Source organism: Pseudomonas sp. B37(2017) (assembly GCF_002112885.1).
GTDB lineage: Bacteria > Pseudomonadota > Gammaproteobacteria > Pseudomonadales > Pseudomonadaceae > Aquipseudomonas > Aquipseudomonas paraglycinae.
The window spans coordinates 308,083-325,265 of record NZ_NEIX01000004.1; the positions used below are offsets into that span (position 1 = coordinate 308,083).

A 17,183-nucleotide genomic window follows, 5' to 3' on the forward strand; every position below is an offset into this window, starting at 1 on the left:
TACAGCGCGGGACTACTTGAAACGTCACGGAGAACCACACTATGAGCACTGAAGGTGCTTCGAGTCGAAGCCGTCTTCTGCCGAACCTGCTCGGCATTCTGCTTCTGCTGATGGGCCTGGCCATGCTGGCCGGGGGAATCAAGCTGAGTACGCTCGGCGGCTCGCTGTATTACCTGCTGGCCGGTATCGGCATCACGCTGACCGGCATTCTGATGCTGATGGGCCGTCGCGCAGCATTGGGCCTGTACGCCATCGTGCTGTTCGCCAGCACCGTCTGGGCGCTGTGGGAAGTCGGCCTGGACTGGTGGCAACTGGTGCCACGTCTGGCGCTGTGGTTTGTCCTCGGTTTCGTGATGCTGCTGCCGTGGTTCCGTCGCCCGCTGCTGCTCGCAGGCCCGGCGCCGATGGGCACCGGCGGCCTGACCGTGGCCGTGATTCTGGCCGGCGTCACCGCTCTGGCAAGCCTGTTCACCCACCCGGGCGAAACCTTCGGCGAACTGGGTCGCGACACCGCCGACACCACCAGCACCGCCCCGCAAATGCCGGACGGCGACTGGCAGGCCTATGGCCGCACCGAATTCGGTGACCGTTACTCGCCACTGAAGCAAATCACCCCGGCCAACGTCGGCAAGCTGCAAGAAGCCTGGCGCATCCAGACCGGCGACCTGCCGACTGCCGATGATCCGGTCGAGCTGACCAACGAAAACACCCCGCTGAAAGCCAACGGCATGCTCTACGCCTGCACCGCGCACAGCAAAGTGCTGGCGCTGGACCCGGACACCGGCAAGGAACTGTGGCGTTTCGACCCGCAGATCAAGAGCCCGGTCGGCTTCAAGGGCTTCGCCCACATGACTTGCCGTGGCGTGTCGTACTACGACGAAGCCGCTTACGCCAAGTCTGAAAACGCTGCGTCCGCCGTCATCTCCGAGGCCGGCAAAGCCGTCGCCCAGGCCTGCCCGCGTCGCCTGTACCTGCCGACCGCCGATGCACGCCTGATCGCACTGAACGCCGACACCGGCAAGATCTGCGAAGGCTTCGGCACCAACGGTGTGGTTGACCTGACCCAAGGCATCGGCCCGTTCACCGCGGGTGGCTACTACTCCACCTCGCCAGCCGCGATCACCCGTGATCTGGTGATCATGGGCGGTCACGTCACCGACAACGAGTCGACCAACGAACCGTCCGGCGTGATCCGCGCCTACGACGTACGCGACGGTCATCTGGTGTGGAACTGGGACAGCAACAACCCGGACGCCACCGAGCCTCTGGCCCCGGGCCAGACCTACAGCCGCAACTCGGCGAACATGTGGTCGCTGGCCAGCGTCGATGAAAAGCTCGGCATGGTTTACCTGCCACTGGGCAACCAGACTCCAGACCAATGGGGCGCTGATCGCACCCCGGGCGCCGAGAAATTCAGCGCCGGCGTAGTAGCCCTGGACCTGGGCACCGGCAAAGTGCGCTGGAACTACCAGTTCACCCACCACGACCTGTGGGACATGGACGTCGGCAGCCAGCCAACCCTGCTGGACATGAAAACCGCCGACGGCGTGAAACCTGCGCTGATCGCCCCGACCAAACAGGGCAGCCTGTACGTCCTCGACCGTCGTGACGGCACGCCGATCATCCCGATCCAGGAAATCCCGGTGCCGCAAGGTGCCGTGAAAGGCGACCACACCGCCCCGACCCAGGCCCGTTCGGACCTGAACCTGCTGGCCCCGGAACTGACCGAAAAAGCCATGTGGGGCGCCAGCCCGTTCGACCAGATGCTGTGCCGCATCCAGTTCAAGGAACTGCGCTACGAAGGCCAATACACGCCTCCGTCGGAACAGGGCAGCCTGATCTACCCGGGTAACGTCGGCGTGTTCAACTGGGGCGGCGTCTCGGTCGACCCGGTTCGCCAGATGCTGTTCACCAGCCCGAACTACATGGCTTTCGTCTCGAAAATGGTGCCACGCGAAAAAGTCGCCGCCGGCAGCAAACGCGAGAGCGAAACCGCCGGCGTGCAACCGAACACCGGCGCGCCATACGCGGTGATCATGCACCCGTTCATGTCGCCACTGGGCGTACCGTGCCAAGCCCCGGCCTGGGGCTACGTCGCCGGTATCGACCTGACCACCGGCAAAGTCGTCTGGAAACGCAAAAACGGCACCAGCCGCGACAGCTCGCCAATCCCGATCGGCTTCACCCTGGGCGTACCAAGCATGGGCGGCTCGATCGTCACTGCCGGCGGCGTCGGCTTCCTCAGCGGCACGCTGGACCAGTACCTGCGCGCCTACGACGTGAACACCGGTAAAGAACTGTGGAAATCGCGTCTGCCTGCCGGCGGCCAAGCGACCCCGATGACCTACACCGGCAAGGACGGCAAGCAATACGTCCTGCTCGTGGTGGGTGGTCACGGCTCGCTGGGCACCAAGATGGGTGACTATGTGATTGCGTACAAACTGCCGGAATAAGTTTTAGCGGCGGTAAAAAGAAAGGCGATGCCCTGTGAGGGGTGCCGCCTTTTTTTGTGGGCTGCGGTTTTTTAACGGGGTGTTTATGTCCTACAGACGGGGTGTTTGCAGGGGATGTTTCTGACATGTCGCGTCGGTTGTGGGTCGGAAATGGGGTGGATAGGCTTTGGGGGTCGCTGCAAATTCAGCGAACGGGCGTCGCGGCCCGAGCAGTTCATTCGATTTGATGCATAATCGCCGGCCCAAACTGAAACGCTCAGGTGTATTCGTTTGGTTTGATGGTGGCTGTGCGCGGGATACCTTCGGGTATGCCGAGGTTGCCGAATGGCTCGGTCCGCGACCCCGCGCACAGCTGCCTCCCTCTATCACGTCGCGGTGATCGAGCAGGTAGCTCCACTTCTCATTCGGAGTTACACCATGAAAAAACCAACACCCAATCCCCCCGAATCAAACGACACCTCGCCATACGAATCCCCTGATTCAAAGAAACTCCACGACGCCGCCGAACGCGCGCTCGACCACCATTTCAATCCCATCCCCAAAAAATGCCCCGGCCGCCGACCGAGCCAGATGTTCCAGATCTCCCCGGACATGGACGACGAAACCCTCCTGGCTCATGCGTGTGAGTCTTTGGCCACAGCCAGTGTCATGGCCAGTGATGTAGCGGCTTTTGTCGATACGCCGCAGCGGCACCGGATCCTGGGGATTCAGCAGGTGATCATGCTGGCGGAACTGGCGGTGAATCGAGTACTGGATAACGTCGAAGTACAACGTTACCCAACACACAGCTAAGCCGCCCTGACGAAATCGACTGCCAGCCACAAACCGCATTCGCTGGCAGCTCGATTGGGACGCAGAGCGTCCCGGGCTGCATTCCCACGCAGAGCGTGGGAACGATCAAAGCCACCCTGACGAAATCGACTGCCAGCCACAGACCGCATTCGCTGGCAGATCGACTGGGACGCAGAGCGTCCCGGGCTGCATTCCCACGCAGAGCGTGGGAACGATCAAAGCCACCCTGACGAAATCGACTGCCAGCCACAGACTGCATTCGCTGGCAGCTCGATTGGGACGCAGAGCGTCCCGGGCTGCATTCCCAAGCAGAGCGTGGGAACGATCAAGTTACAGCCATGCGCGGGAGGGTCTACGCCCTGCCAGGTTCCATTCCCCGGTCGACCAACCCGCGCATGGCTCCCCCAAAAAACAGGATGAGCGTTAGCTCGACAAAGCTCTTGATCTTGATCCACAGGTCCCGTCGGCAGGCTGAGTGGAGGGGTTCATTCGGGGGTAGGCGCGCAGCGCCGTTCGACGCAGTCGAACACATCGAGAGGAGGTGCAGCGAAGCAAACCGGAGGCGATGCCCCCGGATGAATCCCGGAGCGAAGGAACCCCGAGCCTCAGCGAGCGGGCCGAACGTTGGGACAAGCCTTTTTTTGCTTACTTTTTTGAGGCGTTTGTCAAAAAAGTGAGTCGCCGTAAGGGCGAAACCGCCAGCGGGCGCACTCGAAGAAACGGATATGTACTCGATAAATCCCCAGCATGGCCGGCCCAAAGGCCGCCAAGTCCAAAACCCAAACCCCTGTCAAAACCCTGAACACACAAGCAGAAACATCCCGCCCCATTGAAACCACCCAACCCCTGCCCCATCTAACAGCCATACCCAATTGCGCAGGTGCCCCATGAGCGACCAGCAAGAATTCCCCGAGAACCCCGACGACATCACCGAAACCGACGCCGAACACATCGAACACCACGTCCCCGGCAAAGGCCTCGCCCTGCCCGGCCAGAACCTGCCGGACAAGGTCTACATCATCCCGATCCACAACCGCCCGTTCTTCCCGGCCCAGGTCCTGCCGGTCATCGTCAACGAAGAACCCTGGGCCGAAACCCTCGAACTGGTCAGCAAATCCGAACACCACTCCCTGGCCCTGTTCTTCATGGACACACCCCAGGAAGACCCGCGCCACTTCGACACCAAGGCACTGCCGCAATACGGCACCCTGGTCAAGGTGCACCACGCCAGCCGCGAAAACGGCAAACTGCAATTCGTCGCCCAGGGCCTGAGCCGCGTCCGTATCAAGACCTGGCTCAAACACCATCGCCCGCCGTATCTCGTTGAAGTCGAATACCCGCACCAGCCCACCGAGCCGACCGACGAGGTCAAGGCCTACGGCATGGCGCTGATCAACGCGATCAAGGAACTGCTGCCGCTCAACCCGCTGTACAGCGAAGAACTGAAGAACTACCTCAACCGCTTCAGCCCCAACGATCCGTCGCCGCTGACCGACTTCGCCGCCGCCCTGACCTCCGCCACCGGCCCTGAATTGCAGGAAGTGCTCGACTGTGTCCCGATGCTCAAGCGCATGGAAAAAGTCCTGCCGATGCTGCGCAAGGAAGTCGAAGTCGCGCGCCTGCAAAAAGAAATCTCCGCCGAAGTGAACCGCAAGATCGGCGAGCATCAGCGCGAGTTCTTCCTCAAGGAACAGCTCAAGGTCATCCAGCAGGAACTCGGCCTGACCAAGGACGACCGCAGCGCCGATCTCGAACAGTTCGAGCAGCGCCTGGAAGGCAAGGTCCTGCCGACGCAGGTGCAGAAGCGCCTCGAAGAAGAAATGCACAAGCTGTCGATCCTCGAGACCGGATCGCCGGAGTACGCGGTCACCCGCAACTACCTCGACTGGGCGACCTCGGTGCCGTGGGGCGTGTACGGCGAGGACAAGCTCGACCTCAAGCACGCGCGCAAAATCCTCGACAAACACCACGCCGGCCTCGACGACATCAAGGACCGGATCCTCGAATTCCTCGCGGTCGGTGCCTATAAAGGCGAGATCAGCGGCTCCATCGTGCTGCTGGTCGGCCCGCCGGGCGTGGGTAAAACCAGCGTCGGCAAATCGATCGCCGAATCCCTCGGCCGGCCGTTCTACCGCTTCAGCCTCGGCGGCATGCGCGACGAAGCCGAGATCAAGGGCCACCGCCGCACCTACATCGGCGCGCAGCCGGGCAAACTCGTGCAGGCGTTGAAAGACGTCGAAGTGATGAACCCGGTGATCATGCTCGACGAGATCGACAAGATGGGCCAGAGCTACCAGGGCGACCCGGCCTCGGCGCTGCTGGAAACCCTCGACCCGGAACAGAACGTCGAATTCCTCGACCACTATCTGGACCTGCGGATGGACCTGTCGAAAGTCCTGTTCGTCTGCACCGCCAATACCCTGGATTCGATTCCCGGCCCGTTGCTGGACCGGATGGAAGTGATTCGCCTGTCCGGCTACATCACCGAAGAAAAAGTCGCCATCGCCAAACGCCACCTGTGGCCGAAACTGCTGGAAAAGGCCGGCGTGTCCAAGGGCAGCCTGAGCATCAGCGATACGGCGCTCAAAGCCTTGATCGACGGCTACGCCCGTGAAGCCGGCGTGCGCCAGCTGGAAAAACAGATGGGCAAACTGGTGCGCAAAGCGGTGATGAAGCTGATCGACGATCCGAAAGCGGTAATCAAGATCGGCCCGAAAGACCTCGAAGCGTCCCTCGGCCATCCGGTGTTCCGCAACGAGCAAGTGTTGTCTGGAACCGGTGTGATTACTGGTCTGGCGTGGACCAGCATGGGTGGCGCGACTCTGCCGATTGAAGCCACGCGGATTCACACGTTCAATCGCGGTTTCAAACTCACCGGGCAACTGGGCGATGTGATGAAGGAGTCGGCGGAGATCGCCTACAGCTACGTCAGTTCGCACCTGAAGTCGTTCGGTGGCGATCCGAAGTTCTTCGACGAAGCCTTCGTCCACCTGCACGTGCCGGAAGGCGCAACACCGAAGGACGGCCCGAGCGCCGGCGTGACCATGGCCAGCGCCTTGCTCTCCCTCGCTCGTAATCAGGCGCCGAAAAAGGGCGTTGCCATGACTGGCGAGCTGACGCTGACCGGGCATGTGCTGCCGATTGGCGGGGTGCGCGAGAAGGTGATTGCGGCGCGGCGGCAGAAGATTTACGAGTTGATTTTGCCGGAGGCGAATCGAGGGAATTTCGAAGAGCTGCCGGACTACTTGAAGGAAGGCATTACAGTGCATTTCGCCAAGAAGTTTGCGGATGTGGCGAAGGTGCTTTTCTAACGCTCCCCTGCTGATCGTTCCCACGCTCTGCGTGGGAATGCCGCCCGGGACGCTCTGCGTCCCTTCACAAGCGTGACGCGGAGCGTCACAGGATGCATTCCCACGCGGACGGTTCGACGCCTCGACGTGGGAACGATCACGCCAAGCCTGGCGTTGTCACACTTTGTCTCATCTTCAGTTATGCTCGCCGTTCGTCGCCAACGCCGGAGCCACTGAATCCATGTCCCCCCTTCGCCTGTTTGTCCCCCTGTCCCTCGCCCTGCTGGCCGCCTGCGCCACGCAACCGAAAACCAACGTGACCGTGGAAAAACAGAGCGAATGCCCGGTGCGGCTGAGCAACGGGCAAAACCTGATCGTCATGCTCCCGAGCAACCCCTCCACCGGCTACCGCTGGGCCATCCAGGATTCCGCCGGCGGCGTATTGCGCGCCCTCAGCCCCGAGGTCTACAGCAACCCGGAAGATGCCGGCGTGGTCGGCGCGGCCGGTCTCTCGACCTGGCGCTTCCAGGCTTTCGCCCCCGGCACCGGTCGCCTGCGCCTGACTTCGCAACAACCGTGGGCGCCGGAAGTGTTGCCGGTGGAAACCTTTGACTGCGCCATTTCGGTGAACTGACCGTGGGCTGGCTGATCCTCGCGCTGATGGGCGCCGTGACCTTTCTCTACGGCGTCAGCACCCATGCGGCGCTGCTTTGCCTGCTGGTCAAACCGCTGCCGGTGTTGGCGTTGCTGGGCTGGTTGCACGATGCGCCGCCCAGCGACTATCGGCGCTGGATCAGCCTCGGTCTGATTTTCTCGTTGATCGGCGATGTGCTGCTGGCGTGGCCGGGGGATTTGTTTGTCTTCGGTCTCGGCGCGTTTCTGGTCGCGCATCTGGCGTATCTCAAGGCCTATCTTAGCGATTGCCGGCGCCTGGCCCTGCTGCCGCTGATCCTGGCCCTTAGCGTGGGCGCCGTGCTGTTGGGCATATTGATCGGCAGCGGACTCGGCCCGTTGACCGTGCCGGTGATCGTCTACGGCACCGCCATCAGCGCCATGCTCTGGCGCGCACTGGCCCGACTCGGCAGCGGCGTACCGCAACGTTCGGCGCTGCTGGCGGCGGGCGGCGCGGTGGCGTTCGTGTTCTCCGACAGCGTGATCGGCATCAACCGGTTTGTCTCACCGTTCAATGCAGCGCCCTACATCATCATCCTCAGTTACTGGCTGGGGCAGTGGGGGATTGCGGCATCGGCATTTCACGTAGGAAAAATCGAAAAAACGCTATAACCGGCTCGAAACCGATTACCAAATCGAATCAACGACTGTCATTTCTGACAGTTAGATTGCTCCTCAGAAAAACATACAGTTGCTCGAAGCGGTAGACCATGGTGGTTTGCCGCACTATCGAGAGACTTAACATGACTACTGAAAAACCTACACCTGCCGGCACTTTTACACTTGAAACCAATAACAATCCGTCCTTCTCCTTTGACACTGTCACTGCGTTCAATGCCGCCGGCAAAATCAGCATTTCGGGTGAACGGGATGCCTGGGGCGAAGAAATTAAAAGGATGGAATGGGTGCTGGCAAACACTATTACCAGCGGCGCTTACAACGAGAGTTCGCCGGAAGTGAAAAGCGTGGACGTCGTCTCAGACTTGGTTGATTTGCGGTATCAAGTTAAAACGCTGAAATTGAACATCAATGCCGACCACAGCAGCCGCCATATTGTCGGGCTATACAAATTCGTCGCAGAGCAAATAGATTCCTCAGGACCGGATAAGGACCTATTGGGCAATGGACGATTCGAAATCAACTACATCTAAGCTCAGAGTGCGCGGTCTATCAGCAATACAAGCATCTGCGCGCCAGTTTGGCTAAAATGCCGGCCTTTTCATCGACACCGCCGGAACCGCCGTGAGCAAAGAACCCGATCGCATTTTCGCCCAGCCGATGGCCCAGGTGCCTGACTTCGCCTTCAACGAAGACGTGGTGCGGGTGTTCCCGGACATGATCAAGCGTTCGGTGCCGGGTTACCCGACCATCGTCGAGAACCTCGGCGTGCTCGCGGCGCAGTTCGCCCAGCCGAACAGCGTGCTCTACGACCTCGGCGCCTCCCTCGGTGCGGTGACCCAGGCCCTGCGCCGTCACGTGCGCACCGACGGTTGCCGGGTGATCGCGGTGGATAACTCTGCCGCCATGGTCGAGCGCTGCCGCGAGTACCTTAACGGTCAGGATTCGATGTTCCAGGAGTTGCTGCCGGTCGAGGTGATCGAAGGCGACATCCTCGCCCTCGATTTCAAACCGGCCTCGGTGGTGGCGCTGAACTTCACCCTGCAATTCATCGCACCGGAGCAGCGCACGGCGTTGCTGTCGCGCATTCGCCAATCGTTGCTGCCGGGCGGCGCGCTGATCCTATCGGAGAAGCTGCGCTTCAACGATGCCGAAGAACACGCGCTGCTCACTGATCTGCACGTCGCGTTCAAACGCGCCAACGGCTACAGCGAACTGGAAATCGCCCAGAAGCGCAGCGCCATCGAAAACGTCATGAAGCCCGACAGCCTCGAAGAACACCGCGAGCGCCTGCTGGCCGCCGGGTTCTCGAAAGTCGTGCCGTGGTTCCAGTGTCTTAACTTTGCCTCGTTGATTGCCTTGCCATGATTGATCTGTCCCCCCTCGCCCGCCGTCTGGCCGGCACGCCGCTGGCCGAATGGGCCAACACCCTGCAAGTGCAGCTCGACAAGAAAATGGAGAAAGGCCACGGCGATCTGGAGCGCTGGCAAAGTGCGCTGGACGCCCTGCCGAAGATCCAGCCCACCGAAGTCGACCTGCTCGACGGCCTGAAACTCGACACCGATTGCGACGACGAAACCCGCGCACAAATGCGTACTGCCCTGATGGGCCTGTCGCCGTGGCGCAAGGGGCCGTTCGATCTGTTCGGGGTGCACGTCGACACCGAATGGCGCTCGGACTGGAAGTGGTCGCGGGTCTCCCCGCATCTGGATCTGAAGGGCAAACGCATCCTCGATGTCGGTTGCGGCAACGGCTACTACATGTGGCGCATGCTCGGCGCCGGTGCCGACAGTGTGATCGGCGTCGATCCGAACTGGCTGTTCTTCTGCCAGTTCCAGGCAGTGCAGCGTTATCTGTCAGAGCCGAATGCCTGGCACCTGCCGTTCCCGTTCGAAGACTTGCCGCCGAATCTGGAAGGCTTCGACACGGTATTTTCCATGGGCGTGTTCTACCACCGTCGCTCGCCGATCGAGCATTTGCTGGCGCTGAAAGATTGCCTGGTGAAGGGTGGCGAGCTGGTGCTGGAGACGCTGGTGGTCGAAGGCGACAAACATCAGGTACTGGTGCCGGAAGACCGCTATGCGCAGATGCGTAATGTGTGGTTCCTGCCGTCGGTGCCGGCGCTGGAATTGTGGCTGCGTCGTGCGGGTTTCACGGATGTGAAGTGCGTGGATGTGAGCACCACCACCGTTGAAGAACAGCGCGGGACTGAATGGATGAAGTATCAGTCTTTGAGTGATTTCCTTGATCCGGAAGATCACGGCAAGACGATTGAAGGGCTGCCGGCGCCGATGCGCGCCGTAATCGTCGCGAAGAAGTAAATCTTCCGAACACTGAAAAACCTGTGGGAGCGAGCCTGCTCGCGATTGGATCTGACAGCCACCGAAGTATTGAATGTCAGACCGCTATCGCGAGCAGGCTCGCTCCCACATTGGTTTTGTGTTCAGTCTGCCGGTTTTGCGCGCCGCGCTCTGAAGAACTCGGTCAGCACGGCGCCACACTCCTCCGCCAACACCCCTCCTTCATACAAAACTCGATGGTTGAGAAAGCCCTGAGTGAAGAACTGCCCCTGACTCTGCACAATCCCGGCCTTCGGCTCCAGCGCGCCATACACCACACGCGCAATTCGTGAATGCACGATCAGCCCGGCGCACATGCTGCAAGGTTCCAGCGTCACGTAGAGCGTGCTGCCCGGCAGTCGATAGTTGCTCACAGCCTGAGCGGCGGCGCGGATCGCGACCATTTCCGCATGAGCACTCGGGTCACTGGCGCTGATCGGGCAATTGAAGCCACGACCGATGATTTCACCGTCCTGCACCAGCACCGCGCCCACCGGCACTTCGCCGAGGGCAGCGCCTTGTGCCGCGAGTTCCAGCGCCTCGCGCATGAAATCGCGATCACGGCTGCGGTCGATGATCGCCGCGGGGCGAATCTGGCGCATCACTTCACCTCGATGGCGGCCATCAGGCCGGTTTCCATATGGTCGATCACGTGGCAGTGGAACATCCACACCCCCGGGTTATCCGCCACCAGCGCCACTTGCGCGCGCTCGTTCTTGCCCAGCAGATAAGTGTCGGTGAAGTACGGCACGATCTTGTGCCGGTTCGACGCAATCACCTTGAAGCTCATGCCGTGCAGGTGGATCGGGTGCTGGTACTGGGTCATGTTCTTCAATTCGAAAATATAGCTCTGGCCCAGTTTCAGGCTGGCAATCGGCCGGTCGGCGCAGGTCTTGTCGGTAATGTCCCAGGCCTTGCCGTTGATCTGCCACAGGCTCGGCGGCTTGCCGTTGTCGACATTCACCGACACCGAACCGACCCATTCGAAATTGAAGTTGAGTTTCTCCGCATTGGCCAGGTCCGGCTCGGCCACCGGGTTGGCCGGCAATGCTTTCGGCCACTCGGTTGGCGCGTCATTGTTGGCCACCGAACGTAAAGTCCCGAGGCGAACCGGGCCGTTGCGCAGCGACAGCTCCTCACCGGCCGGTGGTGCCTTGATCGCCAGGCAGATGCGCATCCCCGGACCCAGCCAGTATTCCTTGCCCAGCGGGCGCGGCTCGACCGGGTTGCCGTCCAGCGCATAGATCTGCGCTTCGACGCCGGGAATATTGATGCGATAGGTCAAGGTGTTGTCGAGGTTGAGCAGACGCACCCGGGTGATCTGCCCCGCCGGCAACTCGATCACCGGCGAAGGCACGCCGTTGATGGTCGACAGCCGCCCCGCCGTACCGCCACGGGCCGCTTCGCGCGGAATGCTGAACTCGACGAAGTTGCCCTCGTCGTCGATGTGCCAGTTCTTCAGGCTCAAGGTCTTTTCGTACTTGAACCCGGTCGGCTCACGCTCTTCGACAATCAACGGCCCGACCAACCCGCGACCGAGTTCCTCACTGCTGCTGACGTGCGGGTGATACCAGTAGCTGCCGGCGTCCGGCACACGGAATTTGTAATCGAAGTATTCGCCCGGCAGCACCGGCAGCTGCGAAACGTACGGCACACCGTCCATCTCCAGCGGCAGGCGGATGCCGTGCCAGTGAATGGTCGTCGCCACCGGCAGATGGTTGATGAACCGCACCCGCAACCATTCGCCCTGACGCACGCGCAACTCGATACCCGGTGCCGACGGGCCAAACGCCCAGGCTTCGGTCTTGTGCCCCGGCACCAGCTCGACGTCCAGTGGTGCGGCGATCAGCTCATAGTCATGCCCCGCATCGGCATCGGCCATCTTGCCCAGCCAGTAACGCGACGCGCCCCCCGCTCCCACGCCAACGACAACAAGACCGGCCAGGCCACCGAGGATTTGGCGACGGGTAAAGGACATGAACTCAACTACCTCACGTATCTGCGCTGGGCCCGCAGACCCGTAAAGGGCGAATACGATACACCTGCAAATGAGAAAGAAACAGCAAAGCGGCCGTGACCACAGGCCGCAGGGGCATAAACCCGAGGAACGACATAAAAGCAAAAAGCCGTGTGAACTCACGTTCACACGGCTTTTTTATCCAGCATTCAAGCCATCACGGCTTGCGCGGGATCACTCCCACTCAATCGTCGCCGGCGGCTTGCTCGACACGTCGTAAGTAACGCGCGAGATGCCTTCGATTTCATTGATGATGCGGCCGCTGACAGTTTCCAGCAGTTCGTAAGGCAGGTGTGCCCAACGTGCGGTCATGAAGTCGATGGTTTCCACGGCACGCAGGGCCACGACCCAGGCGTAACGACGGCCGTCGCCGACCACGCCAACCGATTTCACTGGCTGGAACACTACGAAGGCCTGGCTGACCTTGTGGTACCAGTCGGCCTTGCGCAGTTCTTCGATGAAGATGTGGTCGGCGCGACGCAGCAGGTCGGCGTATTCCTTCTTCACTTCGCCGAGGATCCGCACGCCCAGGCCCGGGCCCGGGAACGGGTGACGGTAGACCATGTCGTACGGCAGGCCCAATTCCAGGCCCAGACGACGGACTTCGTCCTTGAACAGTTCGCGCAGTGGCTCGACCAGTTTCAGGTTCATCTCTTCCGGCAGGCCGCCCACGTTGTGGTGCGACTTGATCACGTGGGCCTTGCCGCTTTTCGCGCCAGCCGACTCGATCACGTCCGGGTAGATGGTGCCCTGAGCCAGGTACTTGATGTTGTCCAGCTTGCAGGATTCGGCATCGAACACGTCGATGAAGGTACGACCGATGATCTTGCGCTTCTTCTCTGGATCGGCTTCGCCGGCCAGGTTGTTCAGGAACTGGTCTTCAGCGTTGGCGCGGATCACCTTGACGCCCATGTTCTCGGCGAACATGGCCATAACCTGCTCGCCTTCGTGCAGACGCAGCAGGCCATTGTCAACGAAGACGCAGGTCAGCTGGTCGCCGATGGCCTTGTGCAGCAGCGCCGCAACCACCGAGGAATCCACACCGCCGGACAGACCCAGCAGCACGTTGTCGGTACCGACCTGTGCGCGGATGTTGGCGATGGCGTCTTCGGCGATCTTCGACGGAGTCCACAGGGCTTCACAGCCGCAGATGTCGAGAACGAAACGCGACAGGATGCGACCACCCTGCTTGGTGTGGGTCACTTCCGGGTGGAACTGCACGCCGTAGTAAGCGCGCTCGTCGTTGAAAATGCCGGCGATCGGGCAGCTCGGGGTGCTGGCCAGGATGTGGAAGTCTTCCGGCATTTTGGTGACCTTGTCACCGTGGCTCATCCACACGTCGAGGCCGAACAGGCCGTCGGCGTCGATGTGGTCTTCGATGCCGTCGAGCAGACGGCTCTTGCCGACCACGTCAACGCGGGCATAACCGAACTCACGCAGTTCGGAGCCTTCAACCTTGCCGCCCAGTTGCTCGGCCATGGTCTGCATGCCGTAGCAGATACCGAAGACCGGTACGCCCAGGTCGAACACCGCTTGCGGGCAGCGCGGGCTGTTGGCTTCGTGCACGGACTCGGGACCGCCGGCGAGGATCACGCCTTTTGGCGCAAATTCGCGGATCGCATCTTCGTCCATGTCGAACGGGTGCAGTTCGCAGTACACACCGATCTCGCGCACGCGGCGGGCGATCAGTTGGGTGTATTGCGAACCGAAGTCGAGGATCAGGATGCGGTGAGCGTGAATGTCGAGGGCCATGATTCAGTCTCGTCTAAGTAATTCAGAAACAGTCTTTGATTCAGAAACGACTCGGGGCTGAATAAAACAGCCCCGGTCATTTAACGTTTTGCTTGAAGCCTCAACCTACGCGGTAGTTTGGCGCTTCCTTGGTGATCTGCACGTCGTGAACGTGGGATTCGGCCATGCCGGCACCGGTGATCCGCACGAACTCAGGCTTGGTGCGCATTTCTTCGATGTTGGCGCTGCCGGTGTAACCCATCGAGGAACGCAGACCGCCCATCAACTGGTGAATGATCGCGCTCAGTGTGCCCTTGTAAGGAACACGGCCTTCGATGCCTTCCGGAACGAGTTTCTCGGCGCCTGCCGAGGAGTCCTGGAAGTAACGGTCGGAGGAACCTTGAGCCTGGGACATGGCGCCCAGCGAACCCATGCCGCGATAAGCCTTGTACGAACGGCCCTGGAACAGTTCGATCTCGCCCGGCGCTTCTTCGGTACCGGCGAACATCGAGCCCATCATCACGCAGGAAGCACCGGCCACGATGGCCTTGGACAGGTCACCGGAGAAACGGATGCCGCCGTCGGCGATCAACGGAACGCCGGTGCCTTCAAGGGCAGCGGCAACGTTGGCGATGGCACTGATTTGCGGAACGCCGACACCGGCGACGATACGGGTGGTGCAGATCGAGCCAGGGCCGATACCGACCTTGACGGCGTCGGCGCCAGCTTCGGCCAGAGCCTTGGCGGCTGCGCCGGTGGCGATGTTTCCGCCGATCACCTGCACTTCAGGGAAGTTCTCTTTGACCCAGCGAACGCGGTCGATCACGCCTTTGGAGTGACCGTGAGCGGTGTCGACCACCACCACGTCCACGCCGGCATTGACCAGGGCTGCAACGCGGTCACCGGTGTCTTTACCGGTACCGACCGCAGCGCCGACGCGCAGACGACCTTGGTCGTCCTTGCTGGCCAGCGGGTAGGCCTTGGCTTTTTCGATGTCTTTGACGGTCATCATGCCTTTGAGGGCAAACTTGTCGTCGACGATCAGGACTTTTTCCAGGCGGTGCTTGTGCAGCAGCTCGCGGACTTCGTTCTTGTCGGCGCCTTCGCGAACAGTGACCAGACGCTCTTTCGGCGTCATCACTTCACGAACGGTGGCGTCCAGACGGGTTTCGAAACGCACGTCACGGGAAGTGACGATGCCGACCAGGTCGCCATCGTGCAGAACCGGTACGCCGGAAATGTTGTGCATGCGGGTCAGTTCGAACAGATCACGAACCGTGGCGTCAGCCTCGATGGTGATTGGGTCCTTGACCACACCGGCTTCGAACTTCTTGACCTTGCGAACTTCGGCAGCTTGCTGCTCGATGGTCATGTTCTTGTGGATAATGCCGATGCCACCTTCCTGAGCCATGGCGATTGCCAGACGGGCTTCGGTGACGGTGTCCATGGCGGCAGAAACCAGAGGAATGTTCAGCTCGATGCCACGGGTAAGGCGGGTCTTCAGACTGACTTCGTTAGGAAGCACCTCGGAATAACCAGGCACTAAAAGAATGTCGTCGAAGGTCAGAGCTTCTTGGCTGATACGCAGCATCGCGGGGGCTCCCGAGCGGGAAAATGGAAGCGCGCCATTATACTCAGACACCCTACCGGGCTCAATGTAAAACTTGTCTTATATCAATGTTGCTGATGTACGGGAAAAACGCCCCTTACAACTCGACCTTGACCCAACTCACCGGCTGATCCAGCCAGTCGGCGAATTCGTCGATGAAACTCTGCTTGAAGCCCGCCTCCAGCCAGTTGTTGAAGATGAACCCGAGGTTGGAAAACCCGCATTCCTGCAAATACAGAAAACCGTTGATGTCGTCTTCATGCCCGCATTCCGGGCAAGTGAAGTTGTCGGTGCGGCCCGGCATCCAGTCTTCCAGGCTTTCGAACAGCGCTTCGCCGATCTCCTGGCGGCACTCGGCACAACCGGCTTCTTCGAGAAAACCTTTGGCCGGGGTGTAGATGCAGCGCTTGGTGATGACTTCCAGCCCATTGATCGGCTCACCGAACGGCAGCGCCTCGGGATGCAGCACCACCGCGCGGGCACCATCGGCGATGGCGTAGGCCATGCGATTGCCGGTACGTCCGCAGGTGCTCAGCTCTTCCTTGATGATGTTCTTGCGCACCAGCCAGCGCAGGATCGCCCGGGCCCGGGGCTCGTGCACCGGCAGGTTGGAGATTTTCGGGACGATGATGCTTTGGGAATTCATGGTGCAAGCCTGCTGCAAAAACCGAAGGTTACCCCTGTGGGAGCGAGCCTGCTCGCGATGGCGGTGAGTCAGTCACGTCAATACTGGCTGATACGGCACTATCGCGAGCAGGCTCGCTCCCACAGAAACTGCGGCCGGCAGCTTAATCCCTGACAAAATCCGGTCAAGTGCTTAAATAGCGGCCGATCAGCGCAATCCCGCTCGCCAGCACCAGCCAGGTCACCAGCCGCACGAAGGCCTCGCGGGACAGGCGCATGGTCAACCGCCGCCCGACCCACAAGCCCAGCGCCATCGCCGGCAACAGGCACAGCGCAAGCATCAACAAGGGTAGCTCGGCATACACCCCGGCGATGGCGAACAGGCTCAAACGCACCACCGTGCTGCAACTGATCAGGGCACTTTGCGTGGCCCGCGCCGCGTCTTTTGGCAGTCGGCTGTTGAGGTAGATCGCATAAAGAAAGCCGCCACTGCCGAACAATGCCCCGAACAGCCCGCCCACCGTGCCCATCGGCAACGCCCATCCGGCGGACAACTGCGCCGGCCGCGCCTTGATCCACAAGCTGTAGATCGCATAGGCACTGATGAACAACCCCATCAACAGCAGCAAAAGATCGGACTTGAGATTAAGCAGGAAAATCACCCCCAGCGTGCACCCGACCGCCATGCACGGCAGCAGCCGCAGCAATTCCGGTTTCGCCACGTCGCGCCGCGACGGCAGCAGATTGCCGAACGCCGCGACGAAATCCAGCAATACCAGCAACGGCACGATCTTCGACAGCGGCATGAACAGAATCAGAATCGGCCCGGCCACCAGCGCCGTACCGAAACCGGCAATCCCGAACACGATGTAGGCCAACGCGATGGCCAGTCCGATCACCACCCAGCCCTGCGCGCCCCACGACCATTCGCTCAACAACCCCGCCACACTCATTCGCTCGCTTCCTTTATAAGCCTGCGATGACTTTAGCCAGCGCCGAGGGTTGCGACTAATATCATCGAAACCGCCAAGCCATCTC

General features: G+C 61.0%; 14 protein-coding genes. 8 read left to right on the top strand and 6 right to left on the bottom strand.

Going from position 1 to position 17,183, the window contains the following annotated elements; translation table 11 throughout:
* Positions 1-41 precede the first annotated feature (41 nt).
* From CAF90_RS13235 to cmoB, 8 genes are all read left to right on the top strand, one after another.
* Complete coding sequence (locus CAF90_RS13235) at positions 42-2,453, top strand: glucose/quinate/shikimate family membrane-bound PQQ-dependent dehydrogenase (protein WP_085606814.1); 2,412 nt, start codon at positions 42-44, stop codon at positions 2,451-2,453.
* 417 nt (positions 2,454-2,870) lie between these two features.
* Positions 2,871-3,245 carry a DUF6124 family protein gene (locus CAF90_RS13240; protein WP_085607027.1) on the top strand — a complete coding sequence of 125 codons (375 nt, stop codon included), beginning with the start codon at positions 2,871-2,873 and terminating at the stop codon, positions 3,243-3,245.
* 887 nt (positions 3,246-4,132) lie between these two features.
* The gene (gene lon, locus CAF90_RS13245; RefSeq protein WP_085606816.1) at positions 4,133-6,556 is read left to right on the top strand and encodes an endopeptidase La; all 2,424 of its coding nucleotides are present in this window, start codon (positions 4,133-4,135) and stop codon (positions 6,554-6,556) included.
* Positions 6,557-6,776: 220 nt separating this feature from the next.
* Entirely contained in the window at positions 6,777-7,169 is a 393-nt protein-coding gene (locus tag CAF90_RS13250; RefSeq protein WP_085606818.1) for a protease inhibitor I42 family protein, read from the top strand.
* A 2-nt stretch (positions 7,170-7,171) separates the two neighbouring features.
* Positions 7,172-7,819, top strand: coding sequence for a lysoplasmalogenase (locus CAF90_RS13255; RefSeq protein ID WP_170929379.1), 648 nt, complete (start codon positions 7,172-7,174; stop codon positions 7,817-7,819).
* 131 nt (positions 7,820-7,950) lie between these two features.
* Entirely contained in the window at positions 7,951-8,358 is a 408-nt protein-coding gene (locus CAF90_RS13260; protein ID WP_085606822.1) for a hypothetical protein, read from the top strand.
* A gap of 127 nt (positions 8,359-8,485) precedes the next feature.
* Positions 8,486-9,193, top strand: coding sequence for a carboxy-S-adenosyl-L-methionine synthase CmoA (cmoA, locus tag CAF90_RS13265; protein ID WP_219737186.1), 708 nt, complete (start codon positions 8,486-8,488; stop codon positions 9,191-9,193).
* The gene (gene cmoB, locus CAF90_RS13270; RefSeq protein ID WP_085606824.1) at positions 9,190-10,146 is read left to right on the top strand and encodes a tRNA 5-methoxyuridine(34)/uridine 5-oxyacetic acid(34) synthase CmoB; all 957 of its coding nucleotides are present in this window, start codon (positions 9,190-9,192) and stop codon (positions 10,144-10,146) included. Before cmoA ends, cmoB begins: the two co-directional genes overlap by 4 nt.
* Positions 10,147-10,268: 122 nt before the next feature.
* On the opposite strand, the gene tadA is transcribed toward cmoB, so the two are convergent.
* The 6 genes from tadA to CAF90_RS13300 form a co-directional block, all read right to left on the bottom strand.
* A complete protein-coding gene (tadA, locus tag CAF90_RS13275) occupies positions 10,269-10,766 on the bottom strand; it encodes a tRNA adenosine(34) deaminase TadA (RefSeq protein ID WP_085606826.1) in 498 nt (165 codons plus the stop codon).
* Positions 10,766-12,142: a multicopper oxidase family protein gene (locus CAF90_RS13280; RefSeq protein ID WP_085606828.1), complete on the bottom strand. Its 1,377-nt coding sequence runs from the start codon at positions 12,140-12,142 to the stop codon at positions 10,766-10,768. Before CAF90_RS13280 ends, tadA begins: the two co-directional genes overlap by 1 nt.
* A 213-nt stretch (positions 12,143-12,355) precedes the next feature.
* Entirely contained in the window at positions 12,356-13,933 is a 1,578-nt protein-coding gene (gene guaA, locus CAF90_RS13285) for a glutamine-hydrolyzing GMP synthase (RefSeq protein ID WP_085606830.1), read from the bottom strand.
* 100 nt (positions 13,934-14,033) lie between these two features.
* Positions 14,034-15,503 carry an IMP dehydrogenase gene (guaB, locus tag CAF90_RS13290; protein WP_011335798.1) on the bottom strand — a complete coding sequence of 490 codons (1,470 nt, stop codon included), beginning with the start codon at positions 15,501-15,503 and terminating at the stop codon, positions 14,034-14,036.
* A gap of 115 nt (positions 15,504-15,618) precedes the next feature.
* The gene (locus tag CAF90_RS13295) at positions 15,619-16,167 is read right to left on the bottom strand and encodes a sugar ABC transporter ATPase (protein WP_085606832.1); all 549 of its coding nucleotides are present in this window, start codon (positions 16,165-16,167) and stop codon (positions 15,619-15,621) included.
* Between the two features lie 163 nt (positions 16,168-16,330).
* Entirely contained in the window at positions 16,331-17,098 is a 768-nt protein-coding gene (locus CAF90_RS13300; RefSeq protein WP_074691031.1) for a sulfite exporter TauE/SafE family protein, read from the bottom strand.
* Between the last annotated feature and the right edge of the window lie 85 nt (positions 17,099-17,183).

Coding starts and splice junctions, on each gene's coding strand:
- CAF90_RS13235 (WP_085606814.1), top strand. CDS start 42: ATGAGCACTGAAGGTGCTTCGAGTCGAAGCCGTCTTCTGCCGAACCTG.
- cmoA (WP_219737186.1), top strand. CDS start 8,486: ATGGCCCAGGTGCCTGACTTCGCCTTCAACGAAGACGTGGTGCGGGTG.
- tadA (WP_085606826.1), bottom strand. CDS start 10,766: ATGCGCCAGATTCGCCCCGCGGCGATCATCGACCGCAGCCGTGATCGC.
- guaA (WP_085606830.1), bottom strand. CDS start 13,933: ATGGCCCTCGACATTCACGCTCACCGCATCCTGATCCTCGACTTCGGT.
- cmoB (WP_085606824.1), top strand. CDS start 9,190: ATGATTGATCTGTCCCCCCTCGCCCGCCGTCTGGCCGGCACGCCGCTG.
- CAF90_RS13250 (WP_085606818.1), top strand. CDS start 6,777: ATGTCCCCCCTTCGCCTGTTTGTCCCCCTGTCCCTCGCCCTGCTGGCC.
- CAF90_RS13300 (WP_074691031.1), bottom strand. CDS start 17,098: ATGAGTGTGGCGGGGTTGTTGAGCGAATGGTCGTGGGGCGCGCAGGGC.
- CAF90_RS13295 (WP_085606832.1), bottom strand. CDS start 16,167: ATGAATTCCCAAAGCATCATCGTCCCGAAAATCTCCAACCTGCCGGTG.
- CAF90_RS13240 (WP_085607027.1), top strand. CDS start 2,871: ATGAAAAAACCAACACCCAATCCCCCCGAATCAAACGACACCTCGCCA.
- CAF90_RS13260 (WP_085606822.1), top strand. CDS start 7,951: ATGACTACTGAAAAACCTACACCTGCCGGCACTTTTACACTTGAAACC.
- CAF90_RS13280 (WP_085606828.1), bottom strand. CDS start 12,142: ATGTCCTTTACCCGTCGCCAAATCCTCGGTGGCCTGGCCGGTCTTGTT.
- guaB (WP_011335798.1), bottom strand. CDS start 15,503: ATGCTGCGTATCAGCCAAGAAGCTCTGACCTTCGACGACATTCTTTTA.
- lon (WP_085606816.1), top strand. CDS start 4,133: ATGAGCGACCAGCAAGAATTCCCCGAGAACCCCGACGACATCACCGAA.